Consider the following 17,242-nt stretch of genomic DNA (forward strand, 5'->3'; position numbering starts at 1 on the left):
CTGCGGCTTCGTCCTTGTAAAAGGTGCTGGCGGGTGCCTTTCTACCAAACTGAGCAATTAGCGCAGCGGGCCTTCGAGGAATACTTTGGTACGAATTAGAGTGCCGTTTCTTTGTCCTGAAAGAGAACTTTACATCCAGTAAATAAGCCGAATCTAAATATACCTATTTGATAAGTTGTGGCATCGTACAACTGCTTGCTATAGTATGGAGGTAGCATCTACAAGATGAAGGGTGCTTAAACATCGGCATAATGAGTCGACAGACCAAGCCACCGTTTAGTTAATTTATCTATGGTCTCAGTCGGCTGTTCAAGAAAGTCGTTAGCGGCGGTATAGGTCTTTGGCAATAATTTACGGTCGTGGTCTCGTGTTAAGTCAGCAACCTTAAAGCAGGCCTGTCCAGTTTGACGGGTGCCGAGTATCTCACCTGGCCCGCGTTGGCGCATATCCTCTTTGGCTATCTCAAAGCCGTCGTTGGTGCGGCGCATGGCGGCGATGCGCGCTTCGGCGTGTTCGGATAGGGGTGGATGGTAGATCAGTATGCAGGTGCTTTGTTTCGCTCCCCTGCCAATGCGCCCGCGTAGCTGATGTAGTTGCGCTAAACCTAGTCGTTCGGCGTTTTCTATTATCATCAAAGTCGCATTCGGCACATCGACACCGACTTCTATCACAGTGGTCGCTACCAGCAAGCGGATACGTTGCTCTCTGAAGTCACGCATAGTTTGTTCTTTGCTCGCTGCTTTCATACCACCGTGTATCAATCCTATTTCTATTTCGGGCATTGCTGTTTTAAGAAAATCAAAGCTGTTTTCAGCCGCTTGGTAACGCAGTGTTTTAGATTCTTCTATTAGGGTGCATACCCAATATACTTGACTACCTTGTTGGCACGCTAGATATACACGGTCTACGACTTCGTTGCGACGCTCGTCGGAGACTGCGATGGTTTTGATTTCTTGTCGTCCCGGCGGTAAGCTATCTATAACCGAATAATCAAGGTCAGCATACATAGTCATTGCCAAACTGCGAGGGATAGGGGTTGCGGTCATAATGAGTTGATGCGGTTGGTAGTCGCCATGTTCGCCTTTTTGTTTGAGTAGCAGTCGTTGATGCACTCCAAAGCGATGTTGCTCATCAACGACGACAACTGCTAATTTATCAAACTGGACGGCTTCTTGGAATAATGCATGGGTGCCAATGACTATTTGTGAGACCCCGTGTTTGATATGCCTCAATATCGCCCGTTTTTCGCTTGCCTTTTGGCTACCCAGCAAAACGCTGATGCGCAAATCTAGCGGTTCTAGCATGTCGTGGATATTTGTGTAATGCTGTTCAGCTAAGATCTCAGTAGGCACCATCATAGCTGCTTGGTGGCCTGCTGCCACGGCTTTTAACATGGCTGCAACTGCAACGATAGTTTTGCCAGATCCGACATCACCCTGTACCAATCGCATCATTGCTTCCGCTTTAGACAGATCGTCGGTTATTTCGTCAACCACACGCTGTTGAGCGGCGGTCAAATCAAAGGGTAGGGTAGACAATAAATTTTCGAATAAAAGGTTGTCGCCAGTCAAGTTAATCGCTTTTTCAGTGCGGTTTTTCAGGCGCAGTTTCTTTAGACCTACTATATTGGCGAGTAGTTCTTCAAATACTAAACGGCGGCGTGCGACATGATCACCGTTGAGCAAAAGTTCTAAATTGGTATCCGGTGGTGGCCGGTGTATCAATTGTATCGCTGCGGACAGGCTGATACCATAAGTGTATTGTTGCGGTAGTAGTTCTTCTAAAGAATCGGGTGTGTCAGCCAACCATTGCAGTGCTTTATCAATGTAGCGGTAGAGTCTTGCTTGTTTCAAATCAGCGGTAGTTGGATAGACTGGTGTGTAAAAAGATTGTACTGGCACTGACTGGTGGTCTTTTATAAAACGGTATTCAGGATGTACCATCTCATAACCGCCGCGACGTGCAGCCCGCACCTCGCCGTAAGCATAGAGGCGTGAGCCGGGCTTAAAAAAAAACATTTGTTGTTTAGAGAAGTGAAAAAAGCGAAATTGTATAGTCATAGCACTTGCATCTTTGACGACGGCAAGCAAAACCCTTCGTCCTTCATAACTAATACGCGCCGATTCTAGAACACCTTCAATTAGCGCTTCTTCACCTATATTCAATGAGGCAATGCTTTTGATGCGCGTTTTGTCTTTATAGCGCAACGGAAAGTGTAATAACAAATCTTTGATAGAGTTGATGCCGAGCTTATTCAATGATTGCTCGGCGGCAGGGCCGATGCCCCGCAATACACTGAGATCGGTCATGATAGCTATAGATGAAAGGGGGGATTGTTGTTTATGGCAAATGCATAATTGCGTCAATTTCTATGTCGGCTGCTTTAGGTAATGCTGCAACTTGTACCGCAGCCCGCGCTGGGTAGGGTTCGTTGAAATACTCTGCCATAACTTCGTTAACCACAGCAAAGTTACTTAAGTCACACAGGTATACATTTAATTTCACTATGTCTGCCAACGAACCGCCAGCAGCAACGGCGACGGCAGCGAGATTATCAAACACAGTGCGCGTGTGCAGTGTGATATCACCTGCGACAATTTCCATAGTCTTGGGTGACAGCGGAATTTGCCCAGACAAGTAAACGGTGGGTCCGACTTTAACCGCTTGTGTATAAGTGCCTATCGCTTTGGGGGCTTGGTCTGTTTTTATAATTTCTCTAATCATAATGCTCTCCTTGTTAAAAAGTGACGGGGCTCATCATCTGACGCTTCTTTTTTATGTAGTGTCTACGCTCGCTACGGTGTAGCTTTAGCTTAGTAAAGCGAGATATTTAACCCGGCCCTATTCTAGATACTTGAACACTGTCAAATACTTGATTGATACGTCTCATTAGTTTATTCAGCTGATGCGTGTCGCGCACGCTAATCACAAAAGTAATCGCCGCACTGTCGATGCCTTGCTCGTCTAAGTACACATTCTCAATATTAGAACCAGTCTGGGCAATTTTTGACGCTAAAATTGCCAACACACCTCGACGATGGGGTACTACTATACGGATAGCTGCTGAATACTCGGCTACGGTGTTGGGTTTATCCGACCATTTGAGCATAATTCTTTTAATTTTTTTGGTATTAACATTGGCGCACTTCTCACGATGTATCACCAGACCCTTGCCGGGGTGCATAGTGCCGACAATCGCGTCCCCAGGAATAGGGTAGCAACATTTAGCACACACTACTATCATGCCTTTGACGCCTTTGATGATGGCCTCAGGCTCTATTTCTAAGCTCGGCCATTCATCAGTATGGGCAATATCGGTTAACAGTGCCACCACCAGCGACGGTAGCTGTCGCCCTAAGCCGATTTCTCTAAATAACTCAGCTTGGCTTTTTAGCCCTAGAGAACCCAAAACTTCTTTGAAACGATATTTGGGTATATCCGATAATAGTTGTTGATAACCCAGCAGAGCTTTTTTTAACAGATAACGGCCCAGTGTGACAGCTTCGCGTCCTTCTATATGTTTTAAGTGCTGGACGATGGCAGTACGGGCTTTGGTGGTAACGACTAGTTCCAGCCATCTGGAGTCGGCAACTGCATTGTCCGCAGTAATGACTTCCACGACTTGCCCGCTTTGCAACCTGTAATTTAATGCTTCGATATTGCCGTTGATGCGTATCCGCGAGGTAGAAAGTCCTATATCAGTATGGATGGCAAAGGCAAAATCAAGCGCGGTTGCTTTACGCGGCAATACGATAATTTCACCTTGCGGCGTAAATACATAGACCTCAGCTGGGAACAGTTCAGTTTTTAGATTTTCCATATACTCAGCTGAATTATTGCCGGTTTTTTGCTGCAGTGCTAACAGGTTTTGTAGCCACAGATGTGCCGTGGATGACTTGCTGGTCTCACCGGTTTTGTAAAGCGAATAGGCGGCAATACCACTGTTCGCAACTTCTTCCATTTCCTCTGTTCTAATCTGTATTTCCAGTTTTACGCCGTGCGTGTCAACGACAATGGTATGTAGCGATTGGTAGCCATTGGGTTTAGGTAAGGCAATATAATCTTTGAATCGCCCCGGTAGAGGTTTGAATAGGTTATGTAATATACCGAGCATGCGATAACAATGGTCTATAGTAGAGACGACAATGCGTACTGCATATATGTCAAAGATTTGCACGAGACAATGTTTGCGCTCTTTCATTTTTCGGTAGATGCTGTAGAGATGCTTGCTTCGTCCGTAGATGTGATATGAAAGTTCGGTAGAGTCCAGATGGCGGCGAAGGTTATCTAACATTTTATCAACCATCTCTTTGCGTTTGTCGTATTTGCGGACTGCTCTTTCAAGCACTTCGTAGCGCATCGGATATAACACCTTGAATGCCAAGTCTTCCAACTCTAGGCGAACCTGATCTATACCTAAGCGTTGCGCAAGCGGTGCGTAAATATCAAGTGTCTCTTGCGCTATTCTTTTTTGTTTATCTATGGGTAGATGCTCTAGCGTGCGCATATTGTGCAAGCGATCCGATAATTTCACCAGTATCACTCGTGGGTCTTTGGCCATCGCCAGTAGCATTTTTTGGAAGTTTTTGGCTTGACTGATCTCCGCACTTTTATATTTCAGTTTGGGTAATTTGCTGACCCCGTCAACGACTTCTGCTACCGCGCTACCGAATTTCTCAGACAGTTTCTTTTTAGTAATATTGGTGTCTTCCAACACATCGTGTAACAAGCCGGCCGAAATAGTGACTGCATCCAAACGCAGTTCCGCCATTATTTTTGCAACTTGTACGGGGTGATAAATATAGGGTTCGCCCGACATTCGCTTTTGATCTAAATGCGCATTGGCGCCAAACCAATAAGCATTGTGGACGCGGCTAATTTCATCGGCAGTCATATAACTATCCAAGACATCGTCCAGACTATTTATCAATGCTGGGCTATAAGATGAGACAATATCAGCCTGGTTAGGAAAATCTTGGGTGTTGGTTTTTGAAGCCTCCATAGCGGACTATAAGCTCAGTGCAAAGTCCGTCGCAATGATATAGCGATTAGCTTTTGCTAGACTCCTCATCGGCCTCTGAAGCAAGGCTCTGTTGCGAAATATCAGCGGTGTTATTTTCATCGGTGGCATTATCGTCCTCTACTTCATTGATGTCGCTGTAATGTTCAACATCAGTAACCGATTGTCCGACATCGCCGGGCTCTAACAGAAATTTTTCTTTTTGTTGCCAATCTTCCTTTTCGGCTAAAGGTTTTCTGAGGATCTTTTCGTCGATCTTGTCCTCGGCAATCTCTCGTAATGCGATAACCACCGATTTATCGTTTTCCTTTTCAACCTGAGGCTTGGTACCTAACTCCAGCTGATGTGCGCGGTGGGCAGCAACTTGAACTACCTTGAAGTGGCTACCGATTTTTTCTATACAATCTTCTATAGTGACTCTTGCCATAATACTCCTCTTAAATGCGGGTTACCCTAATCGCTGTTATGAAGCGAAATTTACATAATTATACCTTATAATAACGGACAAGTTCAAGATTCGTTTGTGGTACTGCCACACATAGGACAGTCTGGGAGGCAATCGCCGCACGGATCTAAATATACTTGTGTCGCTTGTGCCGACATTAACACGCGAGCGATGCTACCCATACTATGGTGCCACTACTTGCCTATCACCTACGGAGAGAGATGTCAGAGATAGTTTTATATAGTGTATTAACGAGACTGAATCTTTGGCTTAACGAGTCAAAAGCAAGCGGCGGTATCAGTTGCAAGTTCGCAGAAGGATGTAGTGGCGCCGGCGGATATAAAAGATATGTCCACTGAGCCTAACTGGGTCGATTAAAAAGAGCAACGCATAACTTTTGGTGAATGATTGACATATCTGCGATGGTGAGTTTTATCACTCAAGCGGTTTACTGCAATAGGTTATCCTGCTAAGCCCGAGTGTTTGAATAATGGCATTCCTACTTAAACATTGCCTAGTCGGGTTCTTGCTGATGGTGGCAGTATTGCCGATAATGGCAGAACAAGAGTTGACCGAAGTGATGGTGGTGAGCGCAAAGCGACTACCTACTGATAGCGATAGGTTTAGTGGTAGTTTTAGTGTGATTACCGCCGAGCAAATAGAGCGGCGGCAATATCGAGTACTCGGCGATGCATTGAAAGATGTACCGGGTGTGGCGACTGTTGTAAGTGGCGGTATAGGCGCACAGACATCCGTCTTTATACGCGGCAGTGAATCTGACCATGTGTTAATCCTAATAGACGGTGTGGAAGTCTCCGACCCAGCAGCCGGTAATCGTTATGAGTTTTCGCAACTGTCGTTGAACGGTGTTGAGCGTATTGAGGTTCTACGCGGCAACTATAGTGCCGAGTATGGGTCTGAGGCACTGGGCGGTATTATCAATATCATTACGCGTAGTCCGACTGAAAGCAATATCGCTGCCCGTATAGAAACCGGTTCTTTTGATAGACAGGCGGCAACGATAGATATAGATGCAGTTTACGACCGGTTTGATTTCTCGTTGAGTGGTCGACACTTTGACACTGAGGGTGAGGATTTTGCGCCGTTGCGCATCCGCCGGCTTGCTCCTTGCACCAGTAATGAGGAGCGTGACGGCTATAGGAATAGCAATGCCAAAGTCAATGCTGGTTGGTTGTTAATACCGGAAACGAATACCAAGATGACGGTGAAGTCGCAGTACAGCCAAGTCGATTTGGAATACGATAATTCAAACACTTGTAATAATAATTTGCGACAATCGTCTTATACCAAACGGACCACGATAGCCATGTCTGGGGATTATTTCGGTGGTATCTGGAGTCCAACTTGGCGTATGGATTATTACCAGCGCGACAGCCGCGACACTGGTTCCGCTAAACGTACAGGTGAACGTTTTAAGCTCAACTGGCATAATGTGTGGCAACCACACCGCGACCTGAATGCCGCATTCGGCATAGAGACCGAACTCGAGCAGTTGCGAAGGGATGATGGTTTTGATGCCGATGCGCGCAACAATGCATTTTATGGCGAACTACGCTATGCGCTGACATCTGATTGGTATGTTAACTTCGGTTGGCGCAACGATGACTCTGACGATTTCGCAAGCGAGCGTAGTTATCAATTCGGTAGCGTGTTACACGCAGGCCTCAATACTCGGTTACATATCAATTATGCGACTGCATTTAGAGCACCCTCGTTGACTGATAGATTTGAGGATTTTCCGGCATTTAATTTCTACGCCAATTCTGACTTGAGGCCTGAGACCAGCCGTGGTTGGGAAGTGGGCATTGAACAAACTTGGTCGCAGTGGCGTTACGGACTCACATATTTTAATAACGACATTGATGATTTAATTGTTCCATCAGGATCAACGCTTATCAACCAGAGGCAAGCGAACATACGCGGCTTGGAGAGTTTTATTTTCTTTCAGCCGAATAAAACCCTTAACATGCGATTGGATTACACATTGACGAGTGCGCATGATCAAGACAATAGGCGACTAGAAAGAAGGCCGGTACGGCAAGCGCTTTTAACTATCGATTACGCCTCCGACCACGGCATGCTAGCCGGTTGGAACTTCGGTGTTACTTTTAACTATCGTGGGTCACAAAGAGAAAACTTTGGTAGGACTACATTCGTACCAATTAACAAAGGTGGCTACACATTGGCTAATATTAACCTGAACTACACTGTCAACGAGCACCTGACATTATACGCCGGCATCAACAACCTATTTGATAAGTCGTATGAGCCAGTGGATGGTTATAGTGGCAACGGACTAGATGCGCATATCGGTTTATCACTGAGGTAGACTATATTGTTGTGGTGCAAAGTTGCTTTGTGCCGACCGCAGTGATAGTTGGCTCAGTGCTTAGGGGCTGGGGAAACATTTTGCTCGCGGCTTTGCTCGCGCTTTTTGACAATGACATCGGCAATCTCGCGGACGACCTTCTCTAACCACCGCGCCGCTAGCGTATTTGCGCGGTAGTCGGCTTCTACCATTTGGTTAATACGCTGATCTAATTGCAGTCGCCGTGCATCATCGAATTTTTTCTCTTTGTTAGGGTTATAGACGCCCAGTGTTTTACCGCCGTGCTTGTTGATAACTGAAAATACCGGCACATCGCTAGGTCCGTCGGCAATATAGATCATGTGGTCTATAGGTACGCGTCGATGCTCCTCCTTAATCGATGAGTTGACTTCAATGTTGTTGTCTATATTGACACCTTTATTGATTTCAAAAACTGCTCGTGTTTTGGTGGTATCGTGTAATACATAGGCAACGCGTTCTATATATCCGCGTTCGTTTTCAATAAACTCACAACCCCATATATCGGCTAAACTAGGTGCCACACTGCTTCCTTCAATCAACTTTCTCAGCCCGGTACTGACCACATAGTGTTCAACATTTAATTCGTATTTTGCGTATTTGGGTTCTTTGGTAACCCCTTTTAGATGTTCAAGCAGTTCAACAATACCCGGATAAAATTGGATACCTTTGCCTAACTCTTTAAGTTTATCGTTGGATAAACCGTCAAATTTACCTTCTTGAACATAGTCTAGTATATGATTTAGGTATACCAATGTTTCGGAAACCTGATGGCAGCCCTTTTTCTTGTATTGTTCCGGCAACTGGTTAACCTCGTCCCAAAAAGTTTTACTGTCGCAGCCATAAGCATCAAATAAGACTTTCTGCATAGGCTCAGGTGTCATGGTTTCATCGAAATCCCAGATGATGGCAATGATGTTTTGTGGAAATACTGGTGGAGATATATGTTGCATAATACTATTATAATAGACGATAACGGCTCAAAGTTAGGGACTATGGAACTGGAGCGTTATAGTCGCAAAGTTTAGCTATTTGCTTAACGGTAGTTTAGCTTAACAGTATTTTAATATGGCACAAGACCGCATCCATTATATGTGCCTTGTTATACCAAGCAACATCAATATGACAATACAACCACCGCAAACGGATACCCAATCATTCTGTAAATATCAAAAATATATCACTGATACCTGCGCAGTTGTGCTCACCGCGGGTTTTGATAGCAGTGGTTGATCGTCCATTGGTTATTCTTTAGCTACTTGTATTTTCCATTCGTCTTAAATGAAATCTGCGCTTAAACTTTTATCGCCTGAGGTCAGCGGCATCGTCTATGCGTCGGCGGGTACCGGCAAGACTTGGTTATTAATCTCCCGTTTATTGAGATTGTTGCTTGATCAGGTGAATCCTAGTTCTATATTAGCGATTACATTTACCAACAAGGCTGCCGATGAAATGCGCGACCGCGTGGCTGAGCGTATTTTTGAGTGGAGCACACAAAGCCCTAAACAACTGGAAGCTAGTCTTAAAGAAATCGGCATAACCGATGTTCAGAAGTATCGCGTAGTGGCGCCTGGTCTATACGAGCAACTATTACATGCAACTGATCAGATGCAAATCACCACTTTTCATGCTTTTTGTCAGAAACTAATTTCTTTATGCCCACTGCAGAGCAATGTTCCATTAGATTTTCAAATCGCCGAAAATGCAACCGAATGGCAAAGTAAAGCGGTAGATATATTGTTTAGTAGAACAACTTTAGCGGATAAGAAAATTGCTGCTGCCCTTGATTTACTGTATGCCCAAACGCACAGTCTGAATAATGTGCGCACCATACTCAGCGCATTTTTAGACCGGCACAACGATTGGCTGAACTATATCTCCGATAGGGTAGATGGTGCCGACCAGGCTACCTTGCGTCTATATAAGCAGCTGGCTATCAGTGAGACGGTGCCGGTAAACACGATATGGCAGGACATCAAGGCTTCGGTGATAGATTATCGCGCCTTATTAGCTGAACACCCGACGACAAAGAATGTCGCACACGCCGAATGTTTGAAAGAACTTACTATTTTAGACGAGCTTAGCGACGACGATTTTGTTAAGCTCAATCATTGTATTCATACCACTGCTGGTCAACCCAGGCAGCGCAAATTGACCAAAACTCTAGTGAAGGCGATTGGTGAAGCTGAAGGGCAGCAACTGATTGCACTCAGTGCCAAAATTAGTTCTGCAGTGATGCGCATGCGCGAGAGCAAAAATCGCCATAGCAATTATCGTCTGAACGAAGCGTGGTATATTGCCGGCCATCATTTATTGGACATATATACTGAGCTAAAGCAGCAACATAGATTGCTCGATTTCAACGATCTGGAGGGTATTGCGAGCAAGTTGTTGACGCGCGACGATTATGGAAGCCGTTGGATACAATACCGGTTAGCCTCGCGTATAGAACATATCTTAATAGATGAATTCCAAGACACCAACCCGACACAGTGGCAGTTACTGCAACCTTTGATGGAGGAGATCGCATCGCAAAAAGGTGGTAGCGTTTTTATCGTAGGAGATAGCAAACAATCGATCTACGGTTTTCGCCGTGCTGATCCGGAGCTACAAGTCGAAGCTGGGCAATGGCTGAAGCGGCGTTTGTCCGGGCACGAAGCTAGTGCTGATATGTCGTATCGTTCAGCTCCGCCGATTATTGATTTTGTCAATCGCATTTTTGAAAAAAATAATGCCTTACCGAACTTTAAGTGCCACCAAACCAAGCGTGATATCAACGGTGGCATACGGATATTTGATTTATTTGAAGCAACTACTGATGGCCGTAGCAATAATACTGAGGAATGGCGCAATCCTTTGCGTAAGCCGTTGCTGTCAACGACCAATTCGCATGCTACAGAAGCAGCCACCGTGGCGCAAACGATTGCACTACTACACCAACATCAATTAGCCATAGCCGGCACTGATGGATACAGACCCATAGAGTATAGCGATATATTGATTGTTGCTCGGCAGAAAACCCATTTTGATGTATTTACTCGAGCATTGCGTCAACGGCGAATTCCGGTAATGAGTACGCACAATGCTGGATTATTAAGCCGTTTAGAGGTTATTGATATGCTACAGCTGTTAGCGGCATTGAATAACCCGTATGACGATCTAGCATTAGCTCAAGTGCTACGCAGTCCGATTTATGCATTGAGCGATCAACATCTGCTCGAGTTAAGTAGTCAAGAGGGTTCGCACTATTTCACTAAGTTAATGCACGCCGCGAGCCAAGGTAAACTATGGTCTGGGATATATAACGATATCAAGGAATGGAGCGCACAATGCGCCCGTCTACCTATACACGATTTGCTTTATACGATTTATGAGCAACAAAATTTGATCAGTCGCTATAGGGCATCAGTGCATGCAGAAGAACGCGAACAAGTACAGCTTCATCTGGAAGCTTTTTTAGAGTATGTGCTGGATTACGATAGTGGACGTTATCCCGATATCGCTCGTTTTTTAGACCATGTACATCTCGCTCAGGGTCGTGAAGAACCGTTGCCTCAGGAGCAAAATTGTGTGCGAATGATGTCAATACACGGTGCCAAAGGACTGGAGGCGGCGGTTGTTTTTATGGTTGATTGTGCGTTCAAATTACCGAATAAAGAGACCTACGATGTACTGGTTGATTGGCCGGCTTACAGTCGCAACCCCAAACATTTTATCCTAATGCCACCGACCGCAGAGCGTAGTGAATTGTTATCTGAGCTGACCGCAACCCGTCGTCTGCGGAATCAAAAAGAAGAGATTAATTTATTGTATGTTGCATTGACACGCGCCAAGCAATATCTTTTTATTTCGGGCAGTGGCAAGAGCAAATCCGACGGGCATTGGTATAGCTTAATTGAACAATTATGCTGTGCTCAAAAGACTTTCGGCGATGACCCGCTAAAACAAATAAAAGACCAATACACGACGAACAGGCAAACCGCTACCGCCACCGAATCTTCGGTTGACTTAAAATTATTTAGCGATGCGGTGCTGGCAAACACACAGCAACGACAAATAGAACCCAGTCAACTGGTGGAAAATGTAAATACACCTACACTGGCATCAGCATCTGCCGATGCCCGGCTACGCGGTGTGATAATACATCGCGCATTAGAACTATTGAACCGACAATCTTACGCCGATTATCGATCATTCCAACAAGCATTTACAGCTTACACGGGTGTCAGCGACGAGATGTCGAATGCGTGCACCGAAGAAGCCTGGCTGTTAATGCAAAACCCTGCACTCAAAGAGTTGTTTGACGAGACTCGTTATAGCAAAAGCTACTATGAAATGCCGTTATTGTATGCTGACGATAAAGCGCAGATCGTTTGCGGCAAAGTTGATCAATTATGTGTATCCAAAGATCAGGTGTGGCTTATAGATTATAAGACCAACCGCCTACCCGAACATAATCGCGATAGTTTTTATCAGCAGTTAGCGGCACGCTATCTGCCGCAAATGCAATGCTACCGAGAAGGAGTCGCCAAGTTATTTCCGAATAAAACAATCAGGTTATCGCTACTGTTTACCAAAAGTGGCTTTTTGTATGACTATCCTTCTTTAGAAAACTCTATTTGCTCGAGTAAATCTTCGGGCGCTACATAGCCTCTGAGTAATGTACCGTCTTTTAATAAAATAGCCGGCGTACCGCGTATATTGAAGTCTCTAATAAGATCCATATTTTCATCCAACTCGGTATTACAACTAATCGCCGGTATATCTTGTCCGCTCTTCGCTGTGGTCATTGCGGTCTGACGGTTATCGGCACACCAGACGCTGGTTGCTTTAGCGGTAGAGTCAGGCCCTAATACTGGGGTTAAGAGATAACGAATTTTTATATCGCCTTCAATGTATTTATCGCGTTGATCATGGAGCTTTCTGCAATAACCGCAATTGACATCAGTGAACACGACAATCTCGTGTTCGGCTTCAGGGTCACCGAACTCTATAAAGCGATTTGCTGGCATTTCGGCAATTGTTTGCTGTCGTACTAGTTTTAGTCTCTCTTCGGTTAAGTCTTTTCGTTGTTTGATATCAATCAGCGGACCTTGCATTATGAACTGGGCGCTTGCGTCGGTATAAAAAACATTGCGTTTGTTATGCACTATTTCGTAGATGCCCTTCAGCGGGGTGTCGTTAATCTCCAGTGTACCGGGAAAACTATTACTAAGAGATTGTTTGAGTTTTTCTTCAGTAGTCATTTCTTCGGTTACTGCCGGCGTGGCATAAAGCAGTAGTGTAATGATAATAAAAAATATGCGATACATAGTTAGCTCCTTGGGTGATGTTGTTGATGTAAATCTTTTAAGCGTTGTTTAGCAACATGGGTATATATTTGGGTAGTTGATAAATCGCTATGTCCTAACAGTAATTGTACTACACGTAGGTCGGCACCGTGGTTTAACAGATGGGTGGCGAAGGCGTGTCTGAGCGTATGTGGTGAAAAGGATTTGTTAATTTTGGCCGCATTTGCCAGTTTTTTGAGGGCGTACCAGAAAGTTTGTCTAGTAATGCCGGTGCCGCGCGCAGATATAAAGACATAATCGCAATGTTTATTGTTTTTGAGCAGTTGCGGTCGAGCTTGTTTTAGATAGCGCGCTAAGCATTCACAAGCGTGCTCTCCGATGGGTACCAAACGTTCCTTGTTACCTTTGCCGGTAATCCTCAAATATCCGGCATCCAGAGAGAGTTGTGAGAACATTAAATTAACAAGTTCCGAAATCCGCAATCCACAGGCATAGAGTATTTCCAGCATCGCTTTGTTGCGTAGTCCTTCGGGTGATGAAACATCGGGTGCTTCTAGCAAGCTATTGATTTCCTCTTCATTGAGTACTTGGGGTAAATAATGTCCTGGGCGAGTTGAATGGATTTGCTCACAAGGATTAGCCGTTATCATTTTGTTTTGTATCATCCAGTTATAGAACTTGCGCAGAGTTGATAATAACCTCGCATTGGAACGCATAGCATAATTTTGTTGTAGCCGGTACAACAGATAATTTTGTATATCGGTTCTTTCTACACAATGTAATTTTTTACCTTGCTGTTTCATATATAGAGAAAAATGTTCTAAATCGTGTCTATATGCTGCGACTGTATTTGCCGACAATCCTTGTTGGGATAGCAAAATATTAAGAAAATTTTCTATCAACTCACTATAGCTGTTATCCATATCTCTAGACATACTGCTTTAATCTCCTGAGAAATTTGATGGTTAGGTAATTATATACATAAATCTATAAAACAAAGCCTGTATAGTGATAGAAACCAATGTCCCCAATGTGGTGGCATCGTAAATTTGATTTATACATCAGGTAATATATAATCATTACTCTACTAATTTAATAAGTAAAAAATGACAAAAATCAGTTAATCGTAAATGATAATACGCAGAATCTATCTGGCGACTTATATATTGATTATAGTGCTACTATGCTCAGTATTGGCACAGTGGGCAGTGGCACAGGACGGAAGCGTAGTTTTCAGCGGAACTTCGTGGCGCGATTTTCCTGGCGGTGCAGAAGCAGTATGCGCCGATGCCGACATAGACAATGATAACGATGGCTTGATAGAGATCTGTTATCTAGAAGATGTTGATGCGATTCGTTATCAGTTGGATGGTTCAGGGTTGCGGCGGTCTAGTGATGCTAATCGAGACATTGCCGGTTGCAGGGGTGGTGCCGGCAATACCTGCAACGGCTACGAGTTGGTGCGCGACTTGGATTTTGACGACGATGATAGTTATAGAGATGTGCCGGCGAATAAATCCAGCTGGACCACAGGTGTCGGCTGGCCTTATATAGGGAGTGAGACTAACGAGATAACTTATTTCAGCGGCATCTTAGAAGGTAATGGTCACACGATCGCCAATTTATTCGTCAATGCTCCGACCGGCAATCAGCGATACGGCAGATTCATTGAGAGGATTAGCGGCACGGTACGCAACTTAGGGCTTAAGGATGTTGATATTACTATTACGGGAGGCAACCAACGCGGTGCTATTTTCACTCATGAGTTAGCAGGAACAGGTCGTATCACAAACTGCTATATCTCAGGAGTGTCCAATTATAATGGTGCCGATAGATTCTCCGCTTTTGTGCAAGACAGTCTTGGTAGGATATCTAACAGCTATGTAGATATGGAGTTTAACGGCCCTATGCGCGGGTTGTTCGTCGGAGAAAATCGTGATAGAAACAATGGGGTTGTTTCCAATAGTTATGTTATCGGAGACGCCATGAATGCTGGTAATACACGAGGTTTTTTACACACGAATAATGGTCTCATAGCGAATGTTTATTATGCAGTCCAAAGCAGCGGAGGTTCAGCCGCTATAGCGATATTTAATCAATGGCGCATTCGCAGTAGCTACTATGATAGCGACAAGTGGGGAGGAACAATGAGAGTTGTCGAACTTAACAGGTTCCAAGGCACAGATGAAAACTCAAGAGGATATAGTACGATGGACTTGCAAATGCCGACTGCGGCTAACACGGATGATACTAGTAGTCCGTATTATCAGTGGAGCGAAGATAATTGGTATTTCGGCATAGACGCAGAATACCCGCTACTCAAATATGGGCGCGGCGATGATGGGGGCAACTCTGCTTGTGGTAATTCTCAGCAACCTAGGTGTGGCATTTTATTGCGCGGACAGGGTATCGTCTTAACTGATGCGAGCTTAAGTGGTCTGGAGCTGGTGAGCGATGATCAGAGAGTTATAGATATATTCCAAGAGTCAACGACGACCTATACGGTGCGTTTGCCAAACACGGTAGAGCGAGCACGAGTGATGCCAACGGCAACGCAAGGTAATTCGGCAGCGATTACAGTGAGCGTCGGTAACTTTTTTACAGAGACCGTAGCCAGCGGTTCGACGACTACTGAGTTGGTGCGATTAGAGGGTGGTGAGGAGACCACGATAGATATAGTGGTGACGGCACCGGATGGAGAGACGCAGATAGCTTATCGCGTATTTTTAATTCGTGCAGCGAGCGATGCGAGCGATGATGTGAGCTTAAGTGATTTGAAGCTAGTGGGGGATGATGAGACAGGTATAGATCTAATCCAAGAGTCAACGACGGCTTATACGGTGGGTGTGCGAAACGAGGTGGCGCGAGTGAGAGTGATGCCCACGGTGACCGACTCTGGTGCGACTATTACAGTGGATGGTATTACAGTGGCTAGCAATGCTACCAGTGGGGCTATTGATCTAACTGAAGGGGGTGACACTCTGATTACGATTGTAGTGACTGCAGCAGACGCCATTACGACTGAGACCTATACGGTTACCGTCAGCCGCGCGCAGAGTGATGATGCGACTTTAGGTGATTTGGTGCTAACGCAAATGGATGGAGTAACGATTATTCCATTGACTGATGATTTTGCATCAGAGACAACGATGTATACGGCGAGTGTAGCCAACGAGGTAGCGCAAGTGCGGGTGATGCCAACGGCGAATAGCCCTCATGCGACTATCCAAGTGGGTGACGATACAGTGGCGAGTGGTGGTCAGAGTGAAGATATTATGCTAACCGTAGGTGCAGTCACAACGATTCCGATTGTCGTCACAGCGCAAGACCGCACTGAAAATACTTACACGATAGCCGTGTTCCGTCGGCTAAATAGTAATGCGACCTTAAGTGGTTTAGTGCTAACGCAAGCAGACGGAGCAGTGATTCCGCTGGATAATACTTTTTTACTGACGACGACGACCTATACGCTAGGGGTGTCAGTACAGCAGGTGCGAGTGATGCCAACAGCGACTGCGGGTGCCTTATCAGAGATTACCGTAAGTGCTAATAATTTCACTGAGACCGTTGCCAGTGGTTCGGCGACTGCCGAGGTCGTAACCCTAGGAGAGATTAATGAGGATACCACGATAAATATAGCGGTCACGGCACAGGATGGAACGCAACTAGTTTACCGCCTAATTTTGTTTCGTACGATCACTTTATGGAGTGACTTTCCTGGTGGCGCAGTAGCAGTCTGCTCCGATGACAACATAGATAACGATAGAGACGGCTTGATAGAGATGTGTTATCTGGAAGATGTTGATGCGATGCGTTATCAGTTAGATGGCACAGGCTATAGACGGTCTAGTACTGCTACTTTAGTTACCACTGGGTGTGGGGGTGGGGACGGCGACAGTACTTGCAATGGCTACGAGTTGGTGCGCGACTTGGATTTTAACGACGATGATAGTTATAGAGATGCACCGGCGAATAGATCTAGTTGGACAACGGGTGCCGGCTGGCGCTATATAGGGAGTGAAACTGACGGCAGAACTATTTTCAGCGGCATATTAGAAGGCAACGGTCATACGATCGCCAATTTATTCGTCAATGCTTCGCCCGGCAATCAGCGACAC

General features: G+C 45.2%; 10 protein-coding genes. 3 read left to right on the forward strand and 7 right to left on the reverse strand.

What is annotated here, in order from left to right; all coding sequences use genetic code 11:
• Window positions 1-236: 236 nt before the first annotated feature.
• The 4 genes from recG to rpoZ all read right to left on the reverse strand — a co-directional run bounded on the left by recG (window position 237) and on the right by rpoZ (window position 5,447).
• A complete protein-coding gene (gene recG, locus GDA45_03910; protein ID MBC6414063.1) occupies window positions 237-2,309 on the reverse strand; it encodes an ATP-dependent DNA helicase RecG in 2,073 nt (690 codons plus the stop codon).
• Window positions 2,310-2,340: 31 nt separating this feature from the next.
• On the reverse strand, window positions 2,341-2,724 hold the full coding sequence (locus GDA45_03915; GenBank protein ID MBC6414064.1) for a RidA family protein: 384 nt from the start codon (window positions 2,722-2,724) through the stop codon (window positions 2,341-2,343).
• A gap of 106 nt (window positions 2,725-2,830) precedes the next feature.
• A complete protein-coding gene (locus tag GDA45_03920; protein ID MBC6414065.1) occupies window positions 2,831-5,002 on the reverse strand; it encodes a bifunctional (p)ppGpp synthetase/guanosine-3',5'-bis(diphosphate) 3'-pyrophosphohydrolase in 2,172 nt (723 codons plus the stop codon).
• A gap of 46 nt (window positions 5,003-5,048) precedes the next feature.
• Window positions 5,049-5,447: a DNA-directed RNA polymerase subunit omega gene (gene rpoZ, locus GDA45_03925; GenBank protein MBC6414066.1), complete on the reverse strand. Its 399-nt coding sequence runs from the start codon at window positions 5,445-5,447 to the stop codon at window positions 5,049-5,051.
• Between the two features lie 508 nt (window positions 5,448-5,955).
• Between rpoZ and GDA45_03930 the strand changes: the two genes are divergently transcribed.
• Complete coding sequence (locus GDA45_03930) at window positions 5,956-7,815, forward strand: TonB-dependent receptor (GenBank protein MBC6414067.1); 1,860 nt, start codon at window positions 5,956-5,958, stop codon at window positions 7,813-7,815.
• Between the two features lie 53 nt (window positions 7,816-7,868).
• On the opposite strand, the gene GDA45_03935 is transcribed toward GDA45_03930, so the two are convergent.
• Window positions 7,869-8,786, reverse strand: coding sequence for a haloacid dehalogenase-like hydrolase (locus GDA45_03935; GenBank protein ID MBC6414068.1), 918 nt, complete (start codon window positions 8,784-8,786; stop codon window positions 7,869-7,871).
• Between the two features lie 328 nt (window positions 8,787-9,114).
• Between GDA45_03935 and GDA45_03940 the strand changes: the two genes are divergently transcribed.
• Window positions 9,115-12,483 (forward strand): UvrD-helicase domain-containing protein, encoded by a 3,369-nt coding sequence (locus tag GDA45_03940; protein ID MBC6414069.1) that lies wholly within the window; start codon window positions 9,115-9,117, stop codon window positions 12,481-12,483.
• Here GDA45_03940 and GDA45_03945 read toward each other — a convergent pair.
• Window positions 12,429-13,145 (reverse strand): DsbC family protein, encoded by a 717-nt coding sequence (locus GDA45_03945; GenBank protein ID MBC6414070.1) that lies wholly within the window; start codon window positions 13,143-13,145, stop codon window positions 12,429-12,431. The genes GDA45_03940 and GDA45_03945 overlap by 55 nt on opposite strands.
• Window positions 13,146-13,147: 2 nt before the next feature.
• Window positions 13,148-14,047, reverse strand: a complete 900-nt coding sequence (gene xerD / locus GDA45_03950; GenBank protein MBC6414071.1) for a site-specific tyrosine recombinase XerD — start codon at window positions 14,045-14,047, stop codon at window positions 13,148-13,150.
• Between the two features lie 207 nt (window positions 14,048-14,254).
• Between xerD and GDA45_03955 the strand changes: the two genes are divergently transcribed.
• Window positions 14,255-17,242: cadherin-like beta sandwich domain-containing protein (locus tag GDA45_03955; protein ID MBC6414072.1), on the forward strand; the 2,988-nt coding region annotated here is incomplete at its 3' end.

The organism is Chromatiales bacterium (assembly GCA_014323925.1).
GTDB lineage: Bacteria > Pseudomonadota > Gammaproteobacteria > Poriferisulfidales > Oxydemutatoraceae > SP5GCR1.

Bases quoted from the DNA above. Each gene is read 5' to 3' on its own strand.
- recG (MBC6414063.1), bottom strand. From the start codon at position 2,309: ATGACCGATCTCAGTGTATTGCGGGGCATCGGCCCTGCCGCCGAGCAA.
- GDA45_03915 (MBC6414064.1), bottom strand. From the start codon at position 2,724: ATGATTAGAGAAATTATAAAAACAGACCAAGCCCCCAAAGCGATAGGC.
- GDA45_03920 (MBC6414065.1), bottom strand. From the start codon at position 5,002: ATGGAGGCTTCAAAAACCAACACCCAAGATTTTCCTAACCAGGCTGAT.
- rpoZ (MBC6414066.1), bottom strand. From the start codon at position 5,447: ATGGCAAGAGTCACTATAGAAGATTGTATAGAAAAAATCGGTAGCCAC.
- GDA45_03930 (MBC6414067.1), top strand. From the start codon at position 5,956: ATGGCATTCCTACTTAAACATTGCCTAGTCGGGTTCTTGCTGATGGTG.
- GDA45_03935 (MBC6414068.1), bottom strand. From the start codon at position 8,786: ATGCAACATATATCTCCACCAGTATTTCCACAAAACATCATTGCCATC.
- GDA45_03940 (MBC6414069.1), top strand. From the start codon at position 9,115: ATGAAATCTGCGCTTAAACTTTTATCGCCTGAGGTCAGCGGCATCGTC.
- GDA45_03945 (MBC6414070.1), bottom strand. From the start codon at position 13,145: ATGTATCGCATATTTTTTATTATCATTACACTACTGCTTTATGCCACG.
- xerD (MBC6414071.1), bottom strand. From the start codon at position 14,047: ATGGATAACAGCTATAGTGAGTTGATAGAAAATTTTCTTAATATTTTG.